The 25,130-nt window shown below is 60.7% G+C and carries 21 protein-coding genes; 16 read left to right on the top strand and 5 right to left on the bottom strand.

The features are described from left to right. Window positions 1-3 precede the first annotated feature (3 nt). Window positions 4-2,736, top strand: a complete 2,733-nt coding sequence (polA, locus tag ACWXTG_RS12795; RefSeq protein WP_480220099.1) for a DNA polymerase I — start codon at window positions 4-6, stop codon at window positions 2,734-2,736. Between the two features lie 85 nt (window positions 2,737-2,821). On the opposite strand, the gene ACWXTG_RS12790 is transcribed toward polA, so the two are convergent. Next, window positions 2,822-3,025, bottom strand: coding sequence for a (2Fe-2S)-binding protein (locus ACWXTG_RS12790; RefSeq protein ID WP_309564253.1), 204 nt, complete (start codon window positions 3,023-3,025; stop codon window positions 2,822-2,824). Window positions 3,026-3,151: 126 nt separating this feature from the next. Here ACWXTG_RS12790 and ACWXTG_RS12785 point away from each other — a divergent pair, with 126 nt between their 5' ends. The 13 genes from ACWXTG_RS12785 (at window position 3,152) to ACWXTG_RS12725 (ending at window position 16,116) form a co-directional block, all read left to right on the top strand. Then, complete coding sequence (locus ACWXTG_RS12785) at window positions 3,152-3,916, top strand: competence/damage-inducible protein A (RefSeq protein WP_480220098.1); 765 nt, start codon at window positions 3,152-3,154, stop codon at window positions 3,914-3,916. A gap of 4 nt (window positions 3,917-3,920) precedes the next feature. Beyond that, window positions 3,921-4,175, top strand: a complete 255-nt coding sequence (locus ACWXTG_RS12780; RefSeq protein WP_480220097.1) for a YkgJ family cysteine cluster protein — start codon at window positions 3,921-3,923, stop codon at window positions 4,173-4,175. Window positions 4,176-4,370: 195 nt separating this feature from the next. Continuing rightward, a complete protein-coding gene (locus ACWXTG_RS12775; protein WP_480220096.1) occupies window positions 4,371-4,949 on the top strand; it encodes a TetR/AcrR family transcriptional regulator in 579 nt (192 codons plus the stop codon). 1 nt (window position 4,950) lies between these two features. Further along, on the top strand, window positions 4,951-5,628 hold the full coding sequence (locus ACWXTG_RS12770) for a DJ-1/PfpI family protein (RefSeq protein ID WP_480220095.1): 678 nt from the start codon (window positions 4,951-4,953) through the stop codon (window positions 5,626-5,628). Window positions 5,629-5,684: 56 nt separating this feature from the next. Continuing rightward, window positions 5,685-6,443 carry a DUF72 domain-containing protein gene (locus ACWXTG_RS12765; protein ID WP_480220094.1) on the top strand — a complete coding sequence of 253 codons (759 nt, stop codon included), beginning with the start codon at window positions 5,685-5,687 and terminating at the stop codon, window positions 6,441-6,443. A gap of 198 nt (window positions 6,444-6,641) precedes the next feature. Continuing rightward, complete coding sequence (locus tag ACWXTG_RS12760) at window positions 6,642-8,591, top strand: methyl-accepting chemotaxis protein (protein ID WP_480220093.1); 1,950 nt, start codon at window positions 6,642-6,644, stop codon at window positions 8,589-8,591. 204 nt (window positions 8,592-8,795) lie between these two features. Continuing rightward, on the top strand, window positions 8,796-9,827 hold the full coding sequence (gene dusB, locus ACWXTG_RS12755; protein ID WP_480220092.1) for a tRNA dihydrouridine synthase DusB: 1,032 nt from the start codon (window positions 8,796-8,798) through the stop codon (window positions 9,825-9,827). Next, the gene (locus ACWXTG_RS12750; RefSeq protein WP_309564245.1) at window positions 9,827-10,063 is read left to right on the top strand and encodes a Fis family transcriptional regulator; all 237 of its coding nucleotides are present in this window, start codon (window positions 9,827-9,829) and stop codon (window positions 10,061-10,063) included. The genes dusB and ACWXTG_RS12750 overlap by 1 nt, the downstream gene beginning before the upstream one ends. A 25-nt stretch (window positions 10,064-10,088) precedes the next feature. Next, complete coding sequence (gene purH / locus ACWXTG_RS12745) at window positions 10,089-11,675, top strand: bifunctional phosphoribosylaminoimidazolecarboxamide formyltransferase/IMP cyclohydrolase (RefSeq protein WP_480220091.1); 1,587 nt, start codon at window positions 10,089-10,091, stop codon at window positions 11,673-11,675. A gap of 180 nt (window positions 11,676-11,855) precedes the next feature. Further along, window positions 11,856-13,124 carry a phosphoribosylamine--glycine ligase gene (gene purD, locus ACWXTG_RS12740; RefSeq protein ID WP_480220090.1) on the top strand — a complete coding sequence of 423 codons (1,269 nt, stop codon included), beginning with the start codon at window positions 11,856-11,858 and terminating at the stop codon, window positions 13,122-13,124. Window positions 13,125-13,135: 11 nt separating this feature from the next. After that, window positions 13,136-13,678 (top strand): L-threonylcarbamoyladenylate synthase type 1 TsaC, encoded by a 543-nt coding sequence (gene tsaC, locus ACWXTG_RS12735; protein ID WP_407994610.1) that lies wholly within the window; start codon window positions 13,136-13,138, stop codon window positions 13,676-13,678. Between the two features lie 33 nt (window positions 13,679-13,711). Continuing rightward, window positions 13,712-14,620 carry an oxygen-dependent coproporphyrinogen oxidase gene (hemF, locus tag ACWXTG_RS12730; RefSeq protein ID WP_480220089.1) on the top strand — a complete coding sequence of 303 codons (909 nt, stop codon included), beginning with the start codon at window positions 13,712-13,714 and terminating at the stop codon, window positions 14,618-14,620. 89 nt (window positions 14,621-14,709) lie between these two features. After that, window positions 14,710-16,116, top strand: coding sequence for an APC family permease (locus ACWXTG_RS12725; RefSeq protein WP_480220088.1), 1,407 nt, complete (start codon window positions 14,710-14,712; stop codon window positions 16,114-16,116). Between the two features lie 771 nt (window positions 16,117-16,887). On the opposite strand, the gene ACWXTG_RS12720 is transcribed toward ACWXTG_RS12725, so the two are convergent. Continuing rightward, window positions 16,888-18,759, bottom strand: coding sequence for a methanol/ethanol family PQQ-dependent dehydrogenase (locus ACWXTG_RS12720; protein ID WP_480220087.1), 1,872 nt, complete (start codon window positions 18,757-18,759; stop codon window positions 16,888-16,890). A gap of 297 nt (window positions 18,760-19,056) precedes the next feature. Between ACWXTG_RS12720 and ACWXTG_RS12715 the strand changes: the two genes are divergently transcribed. Beyond that, a complete protein-coding gene (locus ACWXTG_RS12715; protein WP_480220086.1) occupies window positions 19,057-20,943 on the top strand; it encodes a sigma-54-dependent Fis family transcriptional regulator in 1,887 nt (628 codons plus the stop codon). A 77-nt stretch (window positions 20,944-21,020) separates the two neighbouring features. On the opposite strand, the gene ACWXTG_RS12710 is transcribed toward ACWXTG_RS12715, so the two are convergent. From ACWXTG_RS12710 to ilvD, 3 genes are all read right to left on the bottom strand, one after another. Then, window positions 21,021-21,347, bottom strand: a complete 327-nt coding sequence (locus tag ACWXTG_RS12710; RefSeq protein WP_309564237.1) for a c-type cytochrome — start codon at window positions 21,345-21,347, stop codon at window positions 21,021-21,023. 89 nt (window positions 21,348-21,436) lie between these two features. Beyond that, window positions 21,437-22,348: a D-hexose-6-phosphate mutarotase gene (locus tag ACWXTG_RS12705; RefSeq protein WP_309564236.1), complete on the bottom strand. Its 912-nt coding sequence runs from the start codon at window positions 22,346-22,348 to the stop codon at window positions 21,437-21,439. Window positions 22,349-22,399: 51 nt separating this feature from the next. Beyond that, the gene (gene ilvD, locus ACWXTG_RS12700) at window positions 22,400-24,250 is read right to left on the bottom strand and encodes a dihydroxy-acid dehydratase (RefSeq protein WP_309564235.1); all 1,851 of its coding nucleotides are present in this window, start codon (window positions 24,248-24,250) and stop codon (window positions 22,400-22,402) included. A gap of 60 nt (window positions 24,251-24,310) precedes the next feature. Between ilvD and lgt the strand changes: the two genes are divergently transcribed. Beyond that, window positions 24,311-25,108, top strand: coding sequence for a prolipoprotein diacylglyceryl transferase (gene lgt / locus ACWXTG_RS12695; protein WP_480220085.1), 798 nt, complete (start codon window positions 24,311-24,313; stop codon window positions 25,106-25,108). The last annotated feature ends 22 nt before the right edge of the window (window positions 25,109-25,130 follow it).

Here is a 25,130-nt window from a genome sequence, read left to right as displayed (position 1 = left end):
AAGATGAAAACATTGTTATTAGTAGACGGTTCGTCCTACCTCTATCGCGCCTTTCATGCGCTGCCCGACCTGCGCAACAAGGCGGGCGAGCCCACGGGCGCGATGTATGGCGTACTGAACATGCTGCGCCGCCTGCACAAGGACTATCCGGCTGATTATAGCGCCTGTGTCTTCGATGCAAAGGGAAAAACCTTCCGCGACGATATTTACCCCGAATACAAGGCGCACCGCCCGCCGATGCCGGACGACCTCTCCCGGCAGATCGAGCCCCTGCATGAGGCGATCAAGGCCATGGGCTGGCCTCTGCTGATGATAGACGGCGTGGAAGCCGACGACGTGATCGGCTGCCTGGCGCGGCAGGCCGAGGAACAGGGCATGCAGGTGGTGATCTCGACCGGCGACAAGGACATGGCTCAGCTCGTCACGCCGCACGTCAAGCTGGTCAATACCATGACCAACGAAGTGCTGGACGAAGCAGGCGTGGAAGCCAAGTTCGGCATCCCCCCCGCCTTGATCATCGACTACCTCACCCTGATCGGCGACAGCGTGGACAACGTGCCCGGCGTGGAGAAGGTCGGCCCCAAGACTGCCGTGAAGTGGCTCAGCCAGCACGGCTCGCTAGAAAACCTCATCGCCAATGCGGCAGACATCGGCGGCGTGGTGGGCGACAACCTGCGCAAGGCGCTGGACTGGCTGCCCACCGGGCGCGAACTCATCACCATCCGCTGCAAGCTGGATCTGCCGCAAATGGTGACTGATCTTGTTACCCAGCCAAGCGACAATGCCAAGCTCGCCGAGCTCTACGAGCGCTTCGAGTTCAAGACCTGGCGGCGCGAGCTGGAAGCCGGAGGCAACGAGAGCGCTGCCGCAAAGCCCTTAGCGCCGCCCTTGACACCAATCAGCGACTTGTTTTCCGCCGCTGCCGTGCCTGACCACCAGTTCGAGACCATCCTCGACCAGGCCAGCCTGGACAAATGGCTGCTGCTGCTCAAGTCGGCGCCCTTGGTCGCCTTCGACACCGAAACCACCAGCCTGGATGCCATGCAGGCCAAGCTGGTCGGCATGTCGTTCTCGGTGGAAGCAGGCAAGGCCGCCTACGTGCCGCTCGCGCACGACTACACCGGCGCCCCGCAGCAGCTAGATTTCGCCGCGGTGTTGCAGCAGGTCAAGCCTCTGCTCGAGGACGCATCGCTGCCCAAGCTGGGCCAGAACCTCAAGTACGACAAGCATGTGCTCGCCAACCACGGCATTGCGTTGAACGGCATCGCGCACGATACCCTGTTGCAGTCCTACGTACTGGAAAGCCACCGCACCCACGGCATGGACGACCTCGCCATGCGCCACCTGGGCGTGCAGACCATCACTTACGAACAAATCGCCGGCAAAGGCGCCAAGCAAGTGCCGTTCAGCCAGATCAGCATCGATACCGCATCCGAATATGCCGCCGAGGATGCCGACATCACCCTGCAACTGCACCAGACGCTGTACCCGCAGATCGAAACGGACGACAAGCTGGAGTTCGTCTACCGCCAGATCGAGATGCCACTGCTCGACATCCTCTACATCATAGAGCGCAACGGCGTGCTGATCGATCAGGCCATGCTGCAGGCGCAAAGCCACGAGCTCGGGCAGAAACTCATCGAACTGGAACAGCAGGCCTACGACATCGCGGGGCAGCCGTTCAATCTCGGCTCGCCCAAGCAATTGCAGGAAATCCTGTTCGGCAAGCTCGGCATCAAGCCGCTCAAGAAAACCCCGAGCGGCGCGCCCTCCACCGATGAAGACGTGTTGCAGGAGCTGGCGCTGGATTACCCGTTGCCGAAAGTGCTATTGGAATACCGCGGCCTCGCCAAACTGAAATCGACCTACACCGACAAGCTGCCGCGCATGATCAACCCCGCCACCGGCCGCGTGCATACCAGCTACAGCCAGGCTGTGGCAATCACCGGACGCCTGGCCAGTTCCGACCCCAATTTGCAGAACATCCCCGTGCGCACCGCGGAAGGCCGGCGCATCCGCGAAGCCTTCATCGCCCCGCAAGGGTCGCGCATCATTTCCGCCGACTATTCGCAGATCGAGCTGCGCATCATGGCGCACTTGTCGCAGGATGAAGGGCTGCTATCCGCATTCGCCAAGGGCGAGGATATCCACCGCGCCACCGCCGCCGAGATTTTCGGCGTGCAACGCGACGAAGTGAGCAGCGAGCAGCGCCGCTACGCCAAGGTGATCAACTTCGGCCTGATCTACGGCATGAGCGCCTTCGGCCTCGCGCAGAATCTCAACATCGAGCGCAGCGCGGCGCAGAACTACATCGACCGCTATTTCGCGCGCTATCCCGGCGTACGCGAATACATGCAGAACACGCGCATGGTGGCCAAGGAGCAAGGCTATGTCGAAACCTTCTTCGGCCGCAGGCTGTGGGTGCCCGAGATCAACAGCCCCAACGGCATGCGCCGCGCGGGCGCGGAGCGCGCGGCCATCAATGCGCCGATGCAAGGCACCGCGGCCGACCTGATCAAGCTCGCCATGATCGCCGTGGACAGTTGGCTGCAGGAACATAAGCTCAGCAGCAAGATCATCATGCAGGTGCATGACGAACTGGTGCTGGAAGTGCCGGATGCTGAATTGGAATTGGTGCAGCAAACCCTGCCGCAACTGATGCAGGGCGTAGCCGAGCTGGATGTGCCGTTATTGGCGGAAGTGGGCGTGGGCTCAAATTGGGAAGCCGCGCATTAAGAGCGGCTAGCCAGGAGCGCTTCGCTGAGTTTTGCCGGCCGCTCCAAGGCGGCTTCAGCATTGCGGACAGGACGCCGCCATTGGATTACTTGCCTTGCTCCTTGTCCAGCTCCTTGAGGAAATAGTCGATCTCCCATTCGCAGCCGCCGCAGCCGGTCAACGCGCCGGTCATGTCGGCAATGCCCTGCAGATCGAACCCCTGCCGGTGCAAGGCGCGAATCTTGCCGCGCTTCACTCCGCTGCAAAAGCAGAGGATTTCGTCGTCGGGGGTTTCTTTCGGGTTGCTCATGGCATATATGATCTATCAATAACACAGGCCATTTTACCCATTCAACGGCAAAAACTTGCATAACATGACCTATCTGCGGCAAATTAGCTGCCTAGCAATTCCGCGCACCAGCTCATCCTCGACATCATGACCGACACCACATCAGCGCGCTTCGGCGTCATCATCATCGGCGACGAAATCCTCTCGGGAAAGCGCCAGGACGCGCACTTGGCCAAGGCGATCTCGCTGCTGGCCGCAAGAGGCCTCGCCTTGTCGTGGGCGGAATACCTCGGGGACGACCGGGCGCAGATCGCGGCGACATTGCAACGCACCATGGCGAGCAGCGACATCGTCCTCTGCTTTGGCGGCATAGGTGCCACCCCGGACGACCAGACCCGCCAAGCCGCGGCAGAAGCCGCCGGCCGGCCGATTGCGCGCCACCCGGGCGCGGTGGCCGAAATCGAGGCGCGCTACGGCGAGGCTGCCTATCCCAAGCGCGTGTTGATGGCGGATTTTCCCCGGGACGTCGCCTTGATCCCCAACCCGGTGAACCGCGTGCCCGGATTCTCGCTGGGGCGGCACTATTTCATGCCCGGCTTCCCGGAAATGGCCTGGCCGATGACGGAATGGATACTGGACACGCATTACGCCTACCTGTTCCACCTGCAACCGGCCACCGAATCCTCCATCCTGGTGTTCGACACGGGAGAAAGCCGGTTGCTGGACCTGATGGAAGAGATCACGCGGCAATACCCCAGCCTCAAACTGTTCAGCCTACCGCGCCTGGATGAACGGCGCACCATCGAACTCGGCGTCAAGGGCGAGGCTGCCGCAGTCGCCGACGCCATGCAGCGCATCCAGGAGGCGCTCGATGCGGCGAGCCACCCCTGGCAACCTTTCGAGAGAAGCTAAGCCAATGGATTGCCGTCCATCGTGCGGGGCATGCTGCATCGCCCCTTCGATCAGCAGCCCGATTCCCGGCATGCCGGAAGGCAAGAAAGCAGGACAGCGCTGCGTGCAGCTCGACGAGCTCAACCGCTGCCTGATCTTCGGCAAACCGGAACGGCCAGCGGTCTGCAGTTCCTTGCGGCCCGACATCGAAATGTGCGGCAGCAACAACCGGCATGCCTTCGCCTGGCTGGCACAATTGGAGCAACTGACCTCGCCATAAGAGCCTGTTCACGATCTGTAACGCGGAGCGGGCACATGTTGGGATCATGCCCTTCGGGTTGTCCCGGCAGCGCAGCCGCTGCATTGCCGGAGCAACGTGCCCTATGAAATGATCGTGAACAGGCTCTCGACGGTAGATTGACAGTCTATTGCTAGCCGGCCTCTAATAGAACGACCATTCTACTGGAGCGATACGATGACCCTCCCCGCCCGGGACAGGCTGCTGGAAGCAGCTTGCAGGCTGTTCTACCAGAACGGCGTACACGCCACGTCGGTGGAGGATATCCTGGATGAGGCATTGGTCGCCCGGCAAAGCCTGTACCTGCATTTCCAGTCCAAGGACGGGCTGGTCGCGGAATTCCTCAAGCTCCGGGACCAGCGCTGGCTCGGCAGCCTGCGGGCATTTGTGGACGCACATGCAGAAAGCCCGCGGCAATCCTTGCTCGCACTGTTCGATTTTCTGCAATCCTGGTTCGAGGAGCCCGGCTTCCACGGCTGCGCCTTCATCAACATCTCGGCCGAATTCTCCGACCCTGGCCACGGCTTCCGCCTGATCGCCGCGGAACACAAGCAGCGGATGGCCGACTACATCCTCACGCTCTGCATTGCCGCCGGATTGCCGCAGCCTGCCGTTCAGGCGCGCCACTTCGCCTTGTTGATGGAAGGCGCCATCGCCACCGAACTTGTCACGCCAGGCAGCCAGGCTGCCGCCCAAGCCCGCCAGCTGGCCGCCATGTTGCTGGAAACCGTTTCCCCCACCGACAGGAGAACCTAGCATGTCCCTACCACGCCAAACCGAGACAAAAACCGCCGGCTTCCGGCTCGGCATCTATGTATTCAAGGATGCGGAGATCATCGATTACGCCGCCCCGCACGGCGTGTTTTCCGTGGCGCGCCGCCTGGACCCGGAGCTCGACGCCTTCCTGGTCGGCGACAGCCTTCGCCCGGTGCAGACCCAGGCCGGGTTCACCGTACTGCCCAACTACAGCTTCGCGGACAATCCCGCCATGGATGCCTTCCTTATCCCGGGCGGCTTCGGCACACGGCAGGAAATCCACAACAAGCGCCTGCACGACTATATCCGCTCGCTGCCTGAACAGACGCTGCTGACCAGCGTCTGCACCGGCTCGTGGATTTACGGCAACATGGCGTTGCTGGACGGCATTCCCGCCACCAGCCGCAAGGAACCTGACCGTATCGAGCAGTCCAACGCCGGCATGGTCCCCATAGAGCGCCTGGCGAAACTTGCCCCGCAATGTCGAATCAGCAGCGCCCGCGTGGTGGACAGCGGCCGCATCGTGACCGGCGGCGGCATTGCCGCGGGCATGGAAGTCGGGCTGCACTTGCTGCGCCGGGCCGGCTATGACGAGGATTTCATCCTGGAAGTCGCCCGCATCATGGAATACCACCAGGCTTATGCGGGATATAGGGAAGATATCGAGTATGCTGGCTGAATGTTGAATAAGGACACGCGCCTCTCGACGATGCCTAAGCCATGCATGAAAAAAACATGATGCCCTTGCCTGCAGCCGGCGCGCCTGCGATCCGGGTAGGCTGTGCGGGCTGGGGAACCCCGCCGCAGCATGCCGCATTGTTCCCGCCCGGCGGCAGCCATCTCGAGCGCTATGCGCGGCTGTTCGACACCGTCGAGATCAACTCGTCCTTCTACCGCCCGCACCAACACAAGACCTATATGCGCTGGGCGGATACGGTGCCGGAAGGCTTCCGCTTCTGGGTCAAGATGCCCCGGGAAATCACCCATCAGCGCCGGCTGCTCGATTGCGAAGATAGCCTGCTGCGCTTTCTGGAGGAAATCTCCGGGCTAGGCTGCAAGCTGGGCGGCATCCTGGTCCAGCTGCCGCCCAGCCTGGCGCTGGACATGCCTTCCGCACTGACGTTTTTCACATTGCTGCGCCAGCATTACCCTGGCGCGGCGGCATGCGAACCGCGCCATGCGAGCTGGTTTTCAATGCAGGGCGAGCACCTGCTACAGGATTTCAGGCTGGCACGCGTGGCAGCGGACCCAGCCAAATTTCCCACCGCCGAAGCGCCAGGAGGCGACCCGGGTTTCAGTTATTATCGGCTGCACGGCTCGCCGGAAATCTATTACTCGTCCTACCCCGAAGCATATTTGAGGCAGCTTGCGAATACGCTGCAAGCAGCCAGCGGCCCGGCCTGGTGCATTTTCGACAACACGGCGCGCGGCGCCGCCACCGCCAATGCGCTGGACATCATGAATTTGACCGGCCTCGCAGCGCACCAAGGCTGAGCATCCCTTTCGAGATAAACGCCGCGCGGCCACGCCCTGGCGCTGTCTTGGTGCATGGCATCGGCACATGCACCAACCCGGGCTGCGCCGCCCTCATCCCTTGCCGCAACGGCCCGCATTGATTGGTGCCGCAGCTCGGCCAGTGCAGGGAATGCTATTTGCTTAAGGCTTACACCGTATTTTTTTAAGCCTTGAACCATGTTTTCTCTCCACCATCTCAGCTTGCGCAGCAAGGTCTTGTTGATCGTCATCGCAATGATCCTGGCGGGCTTCAGCCTCACCATCGCAGTACTGACTTACAAAGCATCGCATTTGCAGCAAGAATCGGCGCTCGAGTATGCCCGCGCCCTGTCGAGGCAACACGCCAACGAAGCCAAGGCCGAGATAGACAGCGCTTTCGATGCCGCCCGCACCCTGGCGCAATCCCTGGAGGGGCTTCGCGGCGACGGGCTGGCAAACCGCAGGCTTGCCGACAGCATGCTGAAGCGGGTACTGGAAGGCAATCCGGGATTTGTCGGCGTCTGGACCATATGGGAGCCCAATGCATTTGACGGGCGCGACAACGAGTTCGTCAACCAGCCGGGCACCGATGCCACGGGCCGCTACCTGCCTTACTGGAACCGCGGCGGCGGCCAGGTGGCGGTCGAGGCGCTGGCCGACTACGACGTCCCTGGCGCGGGCGACTACTACCTGCTGGCCCGGGACAGCGGCGAGGAGACATTGCTCGAGCCCTACGAATACGAGATCGGCGGCAAGAAGGTATTGATCACGAGCATGGTGGTGCCGATCCGCTACAAGGGCGCGGTGGTCGGCGTTGCGGGCGTGGACATGCTGCTGTCGGAGTTCCAGCAGCGCATCGCCGAGGTCAAGCCGTTCTCCACCGGCTATGCCAGCCTGGTTTCCAACCAGGGCAGCTACGTCGGCGACCGCGATGCGGGCAATGTGGGCAAACCCATGCCCACCGGCGGCGCCTGGGACAAGATCAGGCAGGCGGTCGCTTCCGGACAGCCCTACCAGGACAGCGCCCGGGACGGGACATTGAACACCACGGTATTGAGGATCTACCAGCCGATCGCGATCGCTCAGAGCAAGACGCCATGGTCTTTCGCCGTCACCGTACCGGAAGATAAGATACTCGAAGGCGTGCACAGCCTGCGCAACACGGCCATCGTCATCGGCTTGCTGAGCGTCGTCGTGGTTTCGCTGGCGCTGGGCTACCTGGTGGACCGCATGGTGATCCGCCCGATCGGCGGAGAACCCGGAGATGCCGCCGACCTGGCCAGCCATATCGCCAGCGGCGACCTCACCTCCCAGGTCGCGCTCAAGCCGGGCGACAATTCCAGCATGCTGCAGGCGATGAAGGTAATGCAGGACAAGCTGCGCGACATGGTGAGCGACATCCGCGCCAGCAGCGAGTACGTTTCCAACGCCTCTTCCGAAATCGCGCTCGGCAACAGCGACCTGTCGCAAAGGACGGAAAACCAGGCGGCATCGCTGGAGGAAACCGCCGCCAGCATAGAAGAGCTCACCTCGACCGTGGGCCAGAACGCCGACAACGCGAGAACGGCCAACGAGCTGGCCGCCAATGCCTCCAGCACCGCCGAGCGCGCCAGCAGCACCGTCACCGGGGCCGTCAGCACCATGCGGCAGATCACGCACGAGTCGCGCAAGATGTCGGACATCACCAATGCAATCGAAGGCATTGCGTTCCAGACCAATATCCTCGCGCTCAACGCCGCGGTCGAGGCCGCGCGCGCCGGCGAGCAGGGCCGCGGCTTTGCCGTGGTGGCGCAGGAAGTGCGCAACCTGGCGCAGCGCAGCGCCAGTGCCGCCAAGGAAATCAAGCAATTGATCGACGGCTCGGTCGCCAAGATCGGGCAAGGCTCGAAACAGGTCTCGGATGCCGGCAGCGCCATGGAAGAGGTGGTCGCCGCAGTACAGCGCGTCTCCGGCATCATGCGCGAGATCGCCCATGCCTCCGATGAACAGAACAGCGGCATCCAGCAGATCAATACCGCCATCACCGCGATGGACGAAGTGACGCAACAGAACGCCGCCCTGGTGGAGCAGGCGATGGCCGCCGCCCATTCGCTGGATGAGCAGGCCCAGCAGTTGAGCAGGACGGTTTCCTTGTTCCGGCTGAGCTGACGATGCAGATATGCGCTTACACTATACAAACCTGTATATAAAATTATCCATGGGGTTACGTCGGCAACTTAAAGTAAAACATCGCCTTACCCTGCCCGCAACCACTGTTTCCGCTCCTGTGCTCCAGCAATATGTGCTTTGTTACTCCGGCGTTTGCATATAAAATGAGCAGCTTTTCCACGTCATTGATACGGTTATAGTCAGGTGCAGATCGGTCCTTACAAGTTGAAGAACAATCTGGTGGTCGCCCCGATGGCGGGCGTGACCGACCGGCCCTTCCGCGTCCTGTGCAAGAAGATGGGCGCAGGCCTGGCCGTCAGCGAGATGGTAACGTCCAACTCCCTGCTCTACGGCAGCGCCAAGACCCTGCGTCGCGCCAACCACGAAGGCGAGGTCGACCCGATCTCAGTGCAGATCGCGGGCGCCGACCCCAAGATGATGGCGGAGGCCGCCAAGCACAACGTGGACAACGGCGCGCAGATCATCGACATCAACATGGGCTGTCCCGCCAAGAAGATCTGCAACGTCATGGCAGGCTCCGCGCTGCTCAAGGACGAGCCGCTGGTATCACAGATTCTCAAGGCAGTGGTCAATGCCGTGGATGTGCCGGTCACCCTCAAGATCCGCACCGGCTGGGACAAGAACAACCGCAACGCCGTCGCCGTCGCCAAGATGGCGGAAGACATCGGCGTGCAGGCGCTCGCCATGCACGGCCGCACCCGCGCCTGCCTCTACACCGGCGACGCAGAATACGACACCATCGCCGCGGTGAAGCAGGCGATCAAGATTCCATTGATCGCCAACGGCGACATCACCACGCCGGAAAAAGCCAGGTTCGTGCTCGACTACACCAAGGCCGACGCCGTGATGATCGGCCGTGCCGCCCAGGGCCGCCCGTGGATTTTCCGCGAAACGGAACATTTCCTAGCGACTGGCGAGCACCTGCCTGCGCCGGAAGTCGAGGAAATCCACCAGGTCATGCTCGAGCATATCCACGACCTTTACAATTTCTACGGCGAGCTCACCGGCATGCGCGTCGCGCGCAAGCATATCTCCTGGTATACCAAGGGCCTGGTCGGGTCGGCCAATTTCCGCCACCACATGAACCAATTGCAGAGCATTGAAGAGCAGCTGCAATCCATCAACGATTTCTTCGGCGAACTCAAGCAGCGTGATGCGCGCCTGCAATACGAAGCAGAGTCCGTCGCCACCGACGACGAGGCCATGGCTGCATAATGGCTAGCCAGCAGGATCTCGCCAGCTGCGTGCGCGCGGCCTTGGATGAATACTTCAAGGACCTCGACGGGCAGCCTCCCCATGCAGTGTACGACATGGTGCTGCAATGCATGGAAAAGCCCTTGCTGGAATATGTCTTGAACCGCGCAGGCGGCAACCAGAGCAAGGCGGCCGAGATTCTCGGCCTCAACCGCAACACCCTGCGCAAGAAACTCCAGCAACACAACCTTCAATAACCTCTTCTGTTAGAAGCTTTTCATTATGGCTGTTATCAAACGTGCGCTTATCAGTGTTTCTGATAAAACCGGCATTCTCGAATTTGCCCAGGCCCTTTCAGGCTTTGGCGTTGAAATCCTCTCCACTGGCGGCACAGCGAAGCTGTTCCGCGACAATGGCATCGCCGTGATCGAAGTCAGCGACTACACCGGTTTCCCGGAAATGCTCGACGGCCGGGTCAAGACCCTGCATCCCAAGGTGCATGGCGGCCTGCTGGGCCGCCGCGACCTGCCGGAACATGTGGCCGCGATGCAGGCTGCCGGCATCCCGAATATCGATCTGCTGGTGGTCAACCTCTATCCGTTCGAGGCCACCGTGGCGCGTCCTGACGCCACGCTGGAAGACGCGATCGAGAACATCGACATCGGCGGCCCGGCCATGGTGCGTTCCGCCGCCAAGAACTGGCAGGACGTCGCGGTGCTGACCGACGCCTCGCAATACGAGGAAGTGCTGGCGGAAATGCGCAGCACCAACGGCGCCACCAGCAAGGCGACGCGCTTTGCCTTGTCCGTCGCCGCGTTCAACCGCATCAGCAACTACGACGGCGCGATCAGCGACTACCTGTCCTCCTTCAACGCAGACGGCACGCGCAATGAATTCCCCGACCAGGCCAATGGCCGCCTGGTCAAGGTACAGGACCTGCGCTACGGCGAGAATCCGCACCAGAAGGCCGCGTTCTACCGCGACCTCTACCCTGCGCCCGGCTCGCTCGTGACCGCGCAGCAATTGCAGGGCAAGGAACTGTCCTATAACAACATCGCCGATGCCGATGCGGCCTGGGAATGCGTCAAGAGCTTCGACAGCACCGCCTGCGTCATCGTCAAGCATGCCAACCCTTGCGGCGTGGCTGTGGGCGCCAACCCGCTCGAAGCCTACCAGAAGGCGTTCCAGACCGATCCGACCTCCGCGTTCGGCGGCATTATCGCATTCAACCACACTCTGGACGGCGCAGCGGCAGAAGCCGTTTCCAAGCAGTTCGTCGAAGTATTGATCGCGCCGGACTATACCGAGGAAGCCCTGGAGATATTCAAAGCCAAGGCCAATGTGCGCGTGCTCAAGATTGCATTGCCAAGCGGTGGCGACAGCGCATGGAGCCGTGGCCGCAACTCGCACGACACCAAGCGCGTCGGTTCCGGGCTGTTGATCCAGACCGCGGACAACCATGAAATCAGCATTGATGACATCAAGGTGGTCACCAAGAAGCAACCGACGCCGGAACAACTGGAAGACCTGCTGTTCGCCTGGCGCGTCGCCAAGTACGTGAAATCCAACGCCATCGTCTTCTGCGGCAACGGCATGACCCTGGGCGTGGGCGCAGGGCAGATGAGCCGCGTCGACAGCACCAAGATCGCCGCGATCAAGGCGCAGAATGCCGGGCTGACCTTGCAAGGCTCCGCCGTGGCGTCCGATGCGTTCTTCCCGTTCCGCGACGGCGTGGACGTCCTGGCGGAAGCCGGCGCCACCTGCGTGATCCAGCCGGGCGGCAGCATCCGCGACGACGAGGTGATTGCGGCGGCGGATGAGCATGGGCTGGTGATGGTGTTCACCAACATCCGCCACTTCCGCCATTGATCGTCACTGGCAAAGCGCCGCTGGCTGCGTTGCACCTCCTTGCCGTACTCGTTTGTACTGTCTGCGTCGGTGCGCCTTGCCAGCAACGCTTTGCCAATGACTCTGCTGGTTGAAGCCACATAAAACCAGGAAACGTTAAAATATCAGCGTGTTTGGCTAATTGATAATCAAAGGGTAAAGATGAAAGTTCTAGTGATAGGCGGCGGCGGACGTGAGCACGCACTGGCATGGAAGCTCGCGCAGAGCGAGCGGATCAGCCGCGTATTTGTGGCGCCGGGCAATGCAGGCACCGCGCTTGACCCCGATATGGTCAACGTGCCCATCACCAAAGTTTCCGAGCTGGTCGAGTTTGCGCAGAAGGAGCAGATCGGACTCACCGTCGTCGGCCCAGAGGCTCCGTTGTCGCAGGGTGTGGTCGATGCGTTCCGCGCCGCCGGCCTGAAGATTTTCGGCCCGACACAGGCCGCCGCGCAGCTCGAGAGCTCCAAGGATTTCGCCAAGGCGTTCATGATCCGCCACAACATCCCGACCGCGGCCTACGCCACGTTCACCGATGCCACCGCCGCGCATGACTACGTCGAGCGGCAAGGTGCCCCTATCGTGATCAAGGCCGACGGCCTGGCCGCAGGCAAGGGCGTGGTGGTCGCGATGAATGAAGACGAGGCGCATGCCGCGATCGACGCCATGCTTGCCGACAACAAGCTCGGCGCTGCTGGCGCGCGCGTGGTGATCGAGGAATTCCTCACCGGCGAGGAAGCCAGCTTCATCGTCATGGTCGACGGCAAACATATTCTGCCGCTCGCCACCAGCCAGGACCACAAGCGCCTGTTGGACGGCGACCAAGGCCCGAACACCGGCGGCATGGGCGCGTATTCCCCCGCTCCCGTCGTCACGCCGGATATCCACGCCAAGGTTATGCGCGAGATCATCGACCCTACCGTGGCCGGCATGGCGAAAGACGGCATTCCCTATACCGGCTTCCTCTATGCCGGCCTCATGATCGGCGAGGACGGCAGCGTCAAGACCCTGGAATTCAACTGCCGCATGGGCGACCCGGAAACCCAGCCCATCATGCTGCGCCTCAAGAGCGATCTGGTCGGCCTGGTGGAGCATGCGGTCAACGGCACGTTGAATGAGGCCAAGACTGACTGGGACCGCCGTAGCGCGCTCGGCGTCGTGCTGGCATCCGCCAACTATCCCGACACCCCGCGCCTGGGCGATGAGATCACCGGACTGCCGAAAGAACTCACGGACGCCCATGTATTCCACGCCGGCAGCGTCATCAAGGACGGCAAGGTCGTCACCAGCGGCGGGCGCGTATTGTGCGTGGCGGCGCTGGGCGAAACCGTGAAGTATGCCCAGTCCCAGGCATACAAGATTGCCGACGGCATCAAGTTCGACGGCATGCAGTTCCGCACCGACATCGGCTATCGCGCCGTCAAATCCTAAGAGATAGCACAATGCAGGCACGCGCACTACAGCATTTCCTGCGTAGCGGCGGTGTCATCGCCTACCCGACCGAGTCCTGCTTCGGACTCGGTTGCGACCCCACCAACCATCATGCACTCAAGCGCCTATTGCGCATCAAGGGCCGCCCGCAGCGCAAGGGGCTGATCGTGATTGCACACCAATTTGCGCAATTGCGCAAACTGATCGCGCCGGTCACGAAAGAACAGAAACAGCACATGTTCACCCGCTGGCCCGGACCGCATACCTGGCTGGTGCCTGCGTCGCAACGCTGCCCTGCATTGCTCAGGGGCAAGCACACATCCCTGGCGGTGCGCGTCACCGCCAACCCATTCGCGGCGAATCTCTGCCGCAACGCTGGCATGGCGCTGGTTTCCACCAGCGCCAACCACAACGGCCGGGTTCCGGCCAAAACCACTCGCGAATGCCATCGCCTGTTCGGCAGCCGTGTCAGGGTACTGCCCGGCAGGACTGGAGGCGCGAGCAAACCTTCGACCATACAGGATCTCATCACTGGCAAGATTCTACGCCCGTGAAGCATTGAGACCCGGTGACACCTGGAGAGCTTCATGAACTCAAATGCAATCTTCGACTACCTTCAAGGCCTACAAGCCCGCATCGTGGAAGCCATCGAGCTGGTGGACGGCAAGCGCTTCCTGCACGATAGCTGGCAGCGAGCGGAAGGCGGCGGCGGGACGTCCTGCATGCTGGAAGAGGGCAATGTGTTCGAGCGCGCCGGCATCGGTTTCTCCCACGTCATCGGCAGCAAGCTGCCGCCGTCCGCGAGCGTCGCCCATCCCGAGGCGGCGGGCCGCAGCTGGCAGGCCATGGGCGTCTCGCTGGTGTTTCACCCCCGCAACCCCTATGTACCAACCGTGCACATGAACGTGCGCTTCTTCGTGGCGGAAAAACCCGGCGAGGAGCCGATCTGGTGGTTCGGCGGCGGCATGGACCTCACGCCTTACTACGGTTTCGAGGAGGACGCCGTGCATTTCCACCGCACCTGCCGCGACGCGGTGGCGCCGTTCGGCGAGCAGTACTACCCCCGCTTCAAGAAAGAATGCGACGACTATTTCTACCTCAAGCACCGCAAGGAAGCGCGCGGCATCGGCGGCATCTTCTTCGACGACTTCAGCGAACTGGGCTTCGAGCAAAGCTTCGCGTTCCAGCGCAGCGTCGGCGATGCCTTCATCAACGCCTACCTGCCCATCGTGCAGCGCCGCAAGGATATTCCATACGGCGAGCGCGAGCGCGACTTCCAGGCCTACCGCCGCGGCCGCTACGTCGAGTTCAACCTGATCTACGACCGCGGCACCATTTTCGGGCTGCAATCCAACGGCCGCACCGAGTCCATCCTGCTGTCCATGCCGCCCATCGTCAAATGGCGCTACGACTGGAAGCCGGAAACGGGCTCGCCCGAAGCCAGGCTCTACAGCGACTTCATCACCGGGCGCGACTGGCTCACGGAAAACAAATAAGCCAGGCACCCCAGCATGCCCGGGCCGGGGAAATTTAAAGCCCGGGCATAATTCGTGCATACTAGAAAAACAAAAAAACGGGAGTCCATATGCTTGCACAGCTATTCCGCACCAAACCGGTTGAAATAGGCCGCCACAGCGGCCTGAAGAAATGCCTGTCGGCATTCGACCTTGCCTTGCTCGGGATAGGCTGCGCCATCGGCACCGGCATCTTCGTGCTCACGGGTATTGCCGCCGCCGTGTACTCGGGCCCTGCCGTGGTGATTTCCTTCGTCATTGCCGGGCTGGCTGCCGCCTTTGCCGGCTTTGCCTATGCCGAGCTCGCCTCCTCGGTCGGCGGCTCCGGCAGCGCCTATGGTTACAGCTACGTGGCGTTCGGCGAATTTGCTGCCTGGACGATCGCCTGGATATTGCTGCTGGAATACGGCGTGGGCGCCGCCGCGGTGGCCAACGGCTGGTCGGGCTACTTCATCAACACCCTGGCCAATTTCGGCATCGTCATCCCTGAAGCCTGGACCAAGGCGCCAAGCCAGGGCGGCATCATCAACCTGCCTGCCTTCGGCATTATCTGGCTGCTGGTGTTCGTGCTCATCAGCGGCGTCAAGCAAAGCTCCACCGTCAACAACGTCATGGTGGCGATCAAGCTCAGCACCATCGCTATTTTCCTCGCCATCGCCGTCGGTCATATCAATAGCGACAACTGGCAACCCTTCATGCCGTTCGGCTGGTTCTCCAGCCAGGCGGACGGCAGCAATATCGGCATTCTGGCGGGCGCCTCCCTGGTCTTTTTCGCCTATTTCGGCTTCGATGCCGTCTCCACCGCCGCCGACGAAGCGCGCAACCCGCAGCGCGACCTGCCGATCGGCCTGATTGCCTCCGTCACCTTCTGCACCCTCGTCTATATCCTGGTCTCGGGCGTGCTGACCGGCGTGGTGCACTATTCCGATCTCAACGTATCCTCCCCTGTCGCCTATGCGCTGAGCAAGCTGGGGTACGGCTGGTCATCCACCCTGGTCGCCACCGGCGTATTGGCAGGCTTGATCACGGTATTGCTGGTACTGCTGTACGGTCTCACCCGCATCCTCTACGCCATGAGCCGCGACGGGCTGATTCCCGCCGCCTTCTCCAAGGTCAACCCGGACCGCCAGTCCCCGACCCGCGTGATCCTGTTCTGCGGCAGCATCATCTCCGTCGTCGCCGGCTTCTTCCCGCTTGGCACCCTGGCCGAGACCGTCAACATCGGCACCCTCGCAAGCTTTGTCATGGTATGCGTCGGCGTCATCGTCTTGCGCATCCGCCAGCCTGACCTGCATCGGCCATTCAAGAATCCAGGCGGCCCCATCATTCCTATCCTCGGCATCATCTCCTGCAGCGCGCTCATGGCGTTCCTGCCTGGCGAAACCTGGCACCGTTTCCTGGTCTGGGTAGGCATCGGCATTGTCATGTACTTCGCCTACTCCATACACCACAGCAAACTCCGGCAACGCACCAACTAATAACTCGCAAGGGCGAGCGCAGCGAAGCCAAGTCGCCGTTGCTTTTGACCTTGGGTTTGGATTCCCCGTCTGGCTGCGCCGAGTAGCGCAGCTTTTAATGGATTAAGGACTGGCGTCTGTCTGAGCGTTAGCGAGTTCAGCCAGTCCCCATTAAAAGCGAGCAACGCAGGTTGCCCGGAACAACGTTCCGGGTCGCAGACAATCGGGTCGCCTTTTGGCTCCGCCGAAACTTCGTTTTCTTTCGTATCTTTCTTTTGGCGAAACAAAAGAAAGATACTCGCCCGGCGGGGCGAAACCCTTCCTCTCGTCAATCGCAGTATTGATGAAGACGGAAAATCGTTGAGCTTGATGGGATTGGATTTGGGTTGTTGAAGGAACAATGGTCTTGACCACTGTTGCAGACCATTGACCCGTTGCCTTTCGCTTGTCAGCGAGTCCCTTTATTTTGCTTCGCCAAATAAAAGTAACCAAACAAAAGGCGACCCCGGAGTCTGCGCCGGGAGCAAGCTCCCGGTTCCCTGCGTTGCTCAATCTGTCTGGGCGCTTGCTGAACTCGCTTCGCTCAGACAGACGCAAGCTCTTTTTCCAGACAGATTTCCGCTACTCGGCGCAGCCAGACGGGGAACCCAAGGTCAATCCGCACTTGGCTTCGCTGCGCTCGCCCTTGGTTTTGTGGGCAAAAAAAAGCCAGTCCACAAGGGACTGGCAAGAAGGGACTACTAAAATGGAGATGAGCCCTGCCTTTCGGCAGGGGTACTGCCTAAAGATGGTTTAGAGGCTGAATACGTTGAGTGCGCCACCGCCTGGTGCCGCATTCCACTCCTTCAACTCCTTGTAACCACCTGCTGCGCCCAGACCTTCGTTGTCGTTGGTCAGGCCCAGGTTCATTGCCACACCTGCCCAGCCACCGATGCCGGAGAGGATTGCGACGTATTGCTTGCCCTTGTGGCCATAGGTGATCGGGTTACCGACTACACCGGAGCCCACGCGGAATTTCCAAAGCTCCTTGCCGCTCTTGGCGTCGACAGCCTTGAACCAGCGATCCAGAGTGCCGTAGAAGACGACATCAGACGCAGTCGCCAAGGCGCCGCTCCAGACCGAGAACTTCTCTTTCTTGTACCAGGCTTGCTTGCCCTTGAGACCGTCCCAGGCCATGAAGCCGCCCATGACGCCGTCAGGACCGGGGTACATGCTCAGGGTTGCGCCAACCCAAGGCTGGCCAGCCACGTACTTCACTTCTACAGGCTCGTAATCCATGCAGACGTGGTTGAGCGGCACGTAGAACAGCTTGGTCTTGGGAGAGTAGGCAGCAGGCTGCTGGTCCTTCACGCCCAACGCTGCGGGGCAGATGCCCGTGACATTCACGTCTTCGTGGGTGGAGAACTTGGGGTCCTTTTGCGGGATGCCGGTCACGAGGTCAATGCCAGTCGCCCAGTTGACGAACGGGTGCATCTTTTCCGCCACCAGCAGCTTGCCGGTCTGGCGGTCCAGGGTGTAGCCGAAACCATTGCGGTCAAAGTGGGTAGCGAGCTTCTTGCCGTCCGCATCCCAGAGGATGGTTTCGTTCACTGCATCGAAGTCCCACTCATCGTGAGGCGTCAATTGATAACCCCACTTGGCGACGCCAGTGTCCAGGTCGCGTGCGAAAATGGTCATGGACCACTTGTTGTCGCCGGGACGCACGTCCGGGTTCCAGACGGATGGGTTGCCTGTGGAGTAGTAAACCAGGTTCAATGCCGAATCGTAGGAATACCAGCCCCAAGTCGCGCCGCCGCCCTGTTCCCAGCCGTTCTTGGTCGCTTGCGGCTTGAGCCAGGTCTTCACGCCCAGGTCCTTTTCAGGGAACTTCAGCTTTTCCTTGGGCAGAGCCTTGTAGGAGCCGCCTTCCTTGTTACCGCCGTTTACGTCTTCATATACGGACAGTGAGCTGTAGTGAGGATTGTCCTTGTTGAAATCCTTACCGATCAGCACTTCGCTGTCAGGACCTGTGCTGTAGGCACGCCATGCAATTGAGCCATCCTTGATGTTGTAGGCTGTCAGGTAGCAGCGGACGCCGTATTCGCCGCCCGAGCATCCGGTGATGACCTTGTCCTTGAACACGTGAGGTGCATTGGTGGTGGTAGCGCCTTGCTTAACGTCGACAACGCCTACGTCCCAGATCTTGGCGCCGGTCTTGGCGTCCAGGGCGACCAGTTGGCCGTCGTTCTGCTGCAGGAATATCTTGCCGTCGCCGTAGGCGAGGCCGCGGGTTACGTTATCGCAGCAGAGCAATGCCTGCACGGAAGGATCCTGCTTGGGGAAATAGGACCATTTGATCTTTTCCTCGTTGTTCAGGTCGAGCGCATAGACATTGTTGGGGAATGCGGTGGTAAAGTACATCGTGTCGCCGATCACCAGCGGAGCGCCTTCATGGCCGCGGTTAACGCCGGTAGCGAATGTCCAGGCAGCCTTCAGGTTCTTGACGTTGGATTGGCTGATCTGGGACAGCTTGCTGTAGCCTGTGCTGGCATAGTCCTTGCGCTGCGTTACCCATTGGTTGTCGTCCTGGATCAGCTTTTCCAGCTCATCTGCTGCAAAAGCAGGGATGGATGTCAGGCCGATCAGGCTGGCACCCAGTGCTATTTTCAAATGCTTCGCTTTCAAGGGATATTCTCCATAGTATGTTTGTTGTTTTATTGCTGGCCGATGCTCTCCACCTCAGCCAGCACCATGACCATGCCTGGTCATCAACTTGCAGGCCCTATTCAGCAATCCCCATGCCAGCCAAAACAATCACCGGGAATAATTCCTGAAAACCATGAAAAAATAATACGTTGCCATATGAATTTATTCCTAACTATCGACTCGAACCCGTCGTAATCAGTTGTCACGAAATTGCACAAGTGCTACATTTGGGAACAGTTCCTAATATCAATCATGAAGTCCGCCATGCACCACCCCATGACAAAGTCCCTGCAGGAAATCGAGCATGCAAGGCTGCAGTTTCTTGAGCAAGGCAATATGGCGGAGGGCGTGGTCAACAAGACGATCGCACGATCCTGGCAACGCAGCCTGGATAACGGTATCAATGCTTCCCAGCCATTGAGCACTGCAACGCTGGACCGGGTGGAGCTGGAGAAGAAACGCAGCAAGCACCATTTGCTGCTGACGCAGGCCAAGCCCGAGATCACCGCGCTATACGAGCAGATTGCCCACTCATACAGCATGGTGGCGCTCACCGAGGCAGAAGGCGTCATCCTGCATAGCGAAGGCCAGCACTTACTGGTCGACCTTGCGCCTAGCGAAATCATGAGCCCGGGCTATTCATGGCGCGAGCAGGAACGCGGCACCAATGCCATCGGCACGGCGATCGTGGAACAGCGGCCGGTAGCGGTACAAGGCGCGGAACACTTTGTCGAGCAACTGCACGGTTTCAGCTGCTATGCCGTCCCCATTTTTGGCCCCAACCAGCAACTGCTTGGCACGCTCAACGTCACCAATGCGTTTGCCGCCCACCAGCAACACACACTGGCGCTGGTGAAGATGGCCGCCCAGCAGATTGAAAATCGCGTGTTCAGGGCCTGCCACCAAGGGCCGGTAACACTGCACTTCCATACCTCCGCCGATTTTATCGGCTCGGCATGGGAAGGAAATGCAGCATTGTCACGCGAGGGCGAGCTACTGGCCATCAACCGCAATGGGCTGGGCTTGCTGGGCTTGAAAAGCCCGCCCGCGCATTTCCAGTCCATGTTCCTGGAGTCGTTCTCCCACGCCTGCAATGAACACCGGCAAAGCGCTCCGCTGACGCTCACGCTCGCAAACGGCGAACCCGTCTACGCAAGGCTCAGCATTGAACCGGAAATAGCAGCCAGCAACAAGATCGCCGGCATACGCCATGCATCCAGGCCAGCCGGTCCCGCGATCGCCATGACCGGCGATGATCCGCGTATCGCCGAAATATTGAACCAGGCCAGGCTGGTCATGAACCAGGATATCTCCATCCTGATCCAGGGGGAAACCGGCGTCGGCAAGGAATTGCTTGCCAGCGCCATCCACCAGGGCAGCGCCCGCGCCGACGGCCCGCTGGTCGCCATCAATTGCGCCGCATTGCCGGAAGGGCTGATCGAGGCGGAACTGTTCGGCTACGAGGAAGGCGCCTTTACCGGCGCACGCCAGAAAGGCAGCCAAGGCAAGATCGAGCAAGCGCATGGCGGCACCTTGTTCCTCGATGAAATCGGCGACATGCCATTGCTCCTGCAGGCCCGGCTGTTGCGTGTGCTGCAGGAACGCAGCATCACTCCGCTGGGCGGCAGCAAGTCCAGAAAACTGGATTTTTCCGTGATCAGCGCCACCAATCAGAAATTGCAGGAAAAAGTAGCCGACGGCACATTCCGCAAGGATCTCTACTACCGCCTGAACGGCATCAGCCTGACATTGCCGCCATTGCGCGAACGTCAGGACCTGCTGTCCATCATCCGCAACATCATGGCCACGGAAAGCGGCGGCGATGTTGAAATCCACGACGAAGTGCTCCACCTGTTCCGCCAACATCCCTGGCCAGGCAATATCCGCCAGCTGCACAACGTGCTGAAAACCATGCTGGCCCTGGCTGCTGGCAAGCCATTGCAGCGGCAGCACCTGCCTCCCGGCTTCATGGACGAGCTGGACAGCATTGCCCCGGGGCAAAAAAGCACGCCCCTGGCCGCAGGCTCCATCGATGATATCACCAATGAAGCGGTCAAGCTGGCGCTGCAGCACCATGAAGGCAATATCTCCGCCGCGGCACGCGAGCTGGGCATGAGCCGCAACCGCTTCTACCGCAAGCTCAAGGCGCTGGGTCTAGCCTAAGGACGCCCTGATTCCATCCAACAAAAAAGCCAGTCAAAACATTTGACTGGCTTTGCTTGGAGCAACTGCAGCAACCGCTACAAGGTCAATATCCACTGCACGATGACCTTAATATCCTCATCCTTCACCTGCGGGCTGTTCGGGCCCATGGGCACCGGCCCCCAGACGCCGCTGGTGCCGTTCTTGACCCGGCCTATCAGCTTGGCTTCCACCCCGGGCTGGCCACGGTACTTGGCCGCGATATCCTGCAATGCCGGGCCGATGACCTTTTGCTTGATCGTGTGGCAAGCCAGACAACCGTTTTTCTGTGCCAGCGACTCCGCCACCTTTGCATCCACCGCTGCCGCCTGCCCAGCCATGAGCAAGCAGCTCGCGGCTACCAATATGCGCATGATTGTCTTCATTCATTCTCCTTGGGAGCCTGCACTCCCGCTGAATCGCGTTACAACGGCCGGCTATTGGCAATGCACCCATTGCCAATCCAATCACCCGGCTACAAACTTTCAGTGCTGTACTGCACGCTCAAAGTATGAGAGCTGCCAGGCTCGACAGTGACGACATTGCCCCTGACGTTGGAGGTCTCGACACATACCATCTGCCGCCAGCCATGGTGGCTGCCCAGGTCGCCGATCTCGGCCGCCTTGCGTTCCCATGGCGTCCAGACCACGGTAGATTGACTGCCGGTTTTCTCGATGACGATCTTGCGGCGCAAGCCCGGGTCTTCCAGCACGCAGGTCGACTCGGTATTCAGGTAAACCCGGTCCACCTCGTCATTGAAGCTAATGTCGCCGGACTGGCGCTTGCGAGCGTAGTCCTCGACCTTGTCCTCATACTCAGTATGATCCAGCCCAAGCACCTTGACTACCTCGATATCGCTGACCTGGAAATAGGTATGCAGGGCTTCGCCGATCACGAACGGCTCATTACCCTTATTAGTGGTAGTCAGCGCCATCTTGAGCGTCGGGCCAATGTTGACGGTCAAGGTCAATTCGCAATCGTAAGGCCACTGCTTTTCCACCTGACGGCTCTCCACCAGCCTCAAGACAAGGCTGGTGGTGTTGTCCGCCTCAGGCTTGGCATCGACCACCTCCCATGGCACCACGCGGGCAAAACCATGCGGACAGAGGGTCTCGTCCGTCGCATGCGGGCCGAACCACGGCCAGCAAACCGGCACGCCGCCACGGATAGAACGTCCGGCGACGAAGCGCGCCTGGTCGGACAACCACAACACCGGCGCCTCGGCATGGCGCGGGTTCCATTGCATGACGTGCCCGCCTTGCAAGGCGACCTTGGCGGTGGCATGCGGGTTTTCGATTTCCAGCGTCACCAACCCGTTCAGGTCTGCGGAAAAATGGATTTTATGCCCGACCCCGTACCGGGCATTCAATTCGTGTACTGATTGCATACGCTCTTTTAAAACTGATTGATGAATTCTTTTTATTATTATCGATGCTGCCTACTTCTCGATCTGGCTTACGTCGCGCACCGCACCTTTGGCCGCGGACGTGCTCATTGCAGCATACGCACGTAATGCAACGGATACATGACGCTGACGGTTGACCGGCTTCCATGCGTCTTTGCCGCGCGCCTCCATCGCGGCACGCCGGTGGGCCAGCACTTCATCCTTGACCGCCAGGTGGATGGTACGGTTGGGGATATCGATCTCGATGATGTCGTTTTCCTCCACCAGGCCGATCGCGCCGCCCTCGGCAGCCTCCGGCGAGGCATGGCCGATGCTCAGGCCGGAAGTGCCGCCTGAAAAGCGCCCGTCGGTCAGCAGCGCGCAAGCCTTGCCCAGTCCCTTGGATTTCAGGTAGCTGGTCGGGTAGAGCATTTCCTGCATGCCAGGGCCGCCGCGCGGGCCTTCGTAGCGGATGATGACAATGTCGCCCGCCTCGATCTTGTCGGCCAGGATGCCTGCGACGGCATCGTCCTGGCTTTCGAAGATACGCGCACGGCCCGTAAACTTGAGGATGCTGTCGTCCACGCCCGCGGTCTTCACGATGCAGCCGTCCAGCGCAATGTTGCCGTAGAGCACCGCCAGGCCGCCATCCTGCGAATAGGCATGCGCCTTGTCGCGGATGCATCCTTCCTTGCGATCTGTATCCAGATCAGGCCAGAGCATCGACTGGCTGAAGGCAATCGTCGTGGAAATGCCGCCTGGCGCGGCGCGATAGAATTTCTTCACCTCCTCGTCCGTGGTGGTCATGATGTCCCACTTGTCCAACGCCTCACCCAGGGTAGGGCTATGCACAGTCGGGGTATCGCGGTGGATCAGTCCGGCCCGGCTCAACTCCGCCAGGATACCCATCACGCCGCCCGCGCGGTGCACGTCCTCCATGTGGTATTTAGCCGTGGCGGGCGCCACCTTGCTAACGCAAGGCACGCCGCGGGAAATGCGGTCAATGTCGGCCATGGTGAAATCCACCTTAGCTTCGTGCGCCGCTGCCAGCAGGTGCAACACGGTGTTGGTCGAGCCGCCCATGGCGACATCCAGGCTCATGGCGTTCTCGAACGCCTTGAGATTGGCGATGCTGCGCGGCAACACGCTCTCGTCATCCTGCTCGTAATAGCGCTTGGTGATTTCCACGATCAGGCGGCCCGCCTTGAGGAACAGCTCCTTGCGCGCGGCATGCGTGGCCAATGTGGAACCGTTGCCCGGCAGGCTCAGGCCCAGCGCCTCGGTCAGGCAGTTCATCGAGTTGGCGGTGAACATGCCGGAACAAGAGCCGCAGGTCGGGCAGGCGGAACGCTCGATCGCGTCGGACTCTTCATCGGATACGTTGCTGTCCGCGGCCGCCACCATGGCATCCACCAGGTCGAGCTTGTGCACGTTGCCCTGCCAGTTGACCTTGCCGGCCTCCATCGGGCCGCCCGAGACGAACACCACCGGGATATTCAGGCGCAGGGCCGCCATCAGCATGCCCGGGGTGATCTTGTCGCAATTGGAAATGCATACCAGCGCATCGGCACAGTGAGCGCTCACCATATACTCCACGGCGTCCGCAATCAAGTCGCGGCTGGGCAGGCTATAGAGCATGCCGCTATGGCCCATGGCGATGCCGTCGTCCACGGCGATCGTATTGAACTCCTTGGCAACGCCGCCCGCACGCTCGATCTCGCGCGCCACCAGCTGCCCCAGGTCCTTGAGGTGCACGTGCCCTGGCACGAACTGGGTAAAGGAATTGGCGATCGCAATGATCGGTTTCTGGAAGTCGTCCTCCTTCATCCCGGTGGCGCGCCAAAGTGCGCGGGCGCCTGCCATATTGCGGCCATGGGTGGAGGTTCTGGAGCGGTATTGCGGCATAAAAACCCTAAACTAAACGTATAATTAGGAGATTTTACTCCAATCCAAGGGCCAATCCCAATGCTTGTTCATCCACAATTTGATCCAGTCGCCATCCACCTGGGCTCGTTCGGCATTCATTGGTATGGCCTGATGTACCTCATCGGCTTCCTGGCTTTTCTCTGGCTCGGGCGCTGGCGCATCGCCCACCAGCCGTGGTGGTCGCAGGCAGGCTGGACGCCCAAGACGCTGGATGACGCCTTGTTCTACGGCGCGCTCGGCGTCATCCTCGGCGGCAGGCTGGGCTATGCATTGTTCTACCAGCACGAGTACTACCTGGCCCACCCGCACGAGATTCTCTTCCTCTGGCAAGGCGGTATGTCCTTCCACGGCGGCTTCATCGGCGTCATGGCCGCCATGCTGCTGTTCGCGAGACAGCGCGACCTGACCTTCTTCGGCATCATGGATTTCGTCGCGCCGTTGGTGCCCGTCGGCCTGGGCGCGGGACGCATGGGCAACTTCATCAACGGCGAGCTATGGGGCCGCGCCAGCGATGCGCCCTGGGCCATGGTCTTTCCGCAAGTGGACAACATCGCACGCCATCCTTCGCAGCTTTACGAATTCCTGTTTGAAGGCGTCGTGCTGTTCATCCTGCTCTGGTGGTATTCCAGCAAGCCGCGCGCAAGGGGATCGGTGTCGGCGCTGTTCCTGATCGGCTACGGCAGCTTCCGCTTCCTGGTGGAATTCACGCGCGAGCCGGACAGCTTCCTCGGCCTGCTGTCGCTAGGCTTGAGTATGGGACAGTGGTTGAGTTTGCCGATGGTGATTGCAGGGATATGGCTGTGGATCGCGAGCTTGCGTCGCGCGCCACAATCTTAATCACATACCTGCCTATGAAATC

The organism is Methylobacillus sp. DLP286, from assembly GCF_056636515.1.
Note: the sequence above shows the minus strand (reverse complement) of the source record. Positions and strands in the feature narration are given on the sequence as shown.

Coding starts and splice junctions, on each gene's coding strand:
- polA (WP_480220099.1), top strand. CDS start 4: ATGAAAACATTGTTATTAGTAGACGGTTCGTCCTACCTCTATCGCGCC.
- ACWXTG_RS12790 (WP_309564253.1), bottom strand. CDS start 3,025: ATGAGCAACCCGAAAGAAACCCCCGACGACGAAATCCTCTGCTTTTGC.
- ACWXTG_RS12785 (WP_480220098.1), top strand. CDS start 3,152: ATGACCGACACCACATCAGCGCGCTTCGGCGTCATCATCATCGGCGAC.
- ACWXTG_RS12780 (WP_480220097.1), top strand. CDS start 3,921: ATGGATTGCCGTCCATCGTGCGGGGCATGCTGCATCGCCCCTTCGATC.
- ACWXTG_RS12775 (WP_480220096.1), top strand. CDS start 4,371: ATGACCCTCCCCGCCCGGGACAGGCTGCTGGAAGCAGCTTGCAGGCTG.
- ACWXTG_RS12770 (WP_480220095.1), top strand. CDS start 4,951: ATGTCCCTACCACGCCAAACCGAGACAAAAACCGCCGGCTTCCGGCTC.
- ACWXTG_RS12765 (WP_480220094.1), top strand. CDS start 5,685: ATGATGCCCTTGCCTGCAGCCGGCGCGCCTGCGATCCGGGTAGGCTGT.
- ACWXTG_RS12760 (WP_480220093.1), top strand. CDS start 6,642: ATGTTTTCTCTCCACCATCTCAGCTTGCGCAGCAAGGTCTTGTTGATC.
- ACWXTG_RS12750 (WP_309564245.1), top strand. CDS start 9,827: ATGGCTAGCCAGCAGGATCTCGCCAGCTGCGTGCGCGCGGCCTTGGAT.
- purH (WP_480220091.1), top strand. CDS start 10,089: ATGGCTGTTATCAAACGTGCGCTTATCAGTGTTTCTGATAAAACCGGC.
- purD (WP_480220090.1), top strand. CDS start 11,856: ATGAAAGTTCTAGTGATAGGCGGCGGCGGACGTGAGCACGCACTGGCA.
- tsaC (WP_407994610.1), top strand. CDS start 13,136: ATGCAGGCACGCGCACTACAGCATTTCCTGCGTAGCGGCGGTGTCATC.
- hemF (WP_480220089.1), top strand. CDS start 13,712: ATGAACTCAAATGCAATCTTCGACTACCTTCAAGGCCTACAAGCCCGC.
- ACWXTG_RS12725 (WP_480220088.1), top strand. CDS start 14,710: ATGCTTGCACAGCTATTCCGCACCAAACCGGTTGAAATAGGCCGCCAC.
- ACWXTG_RS12715 (WP_480220086.1), top strand. CDS start 19,057: ATGACAAAGTCCCTGCAGGAAATCGAGCATGCAAGGCTGCAGTTTCTT.
- ACWXTG_RS12710 (WP_309564237.1), bottom strand. CDS start 21,347: ATGAAGACAATCATGCGCATATTGGTAGCCGCGAGCTGCTTGCTCATG.
- ACWXTG_RS12705 (WP_309564236.1), bottom strand. CDS start 22,348: ATGCAATCAGTACACGAATTGAATGCCCGGTACGGGGTCGGGCATAAA.
- ilvD (WP_309564235.1), bottom strand. CDS start 24,250: ATGCCGCAATACCGCTCCAGAACCTCCACCCATGGCCGCAATATGGCA.
- lgt (WP_480220085.1), top strand. CDS start 24,311: ATGCTTGTTCATCCACAATTTGATCCAGTCGCCATCCACCTGGGCTCG.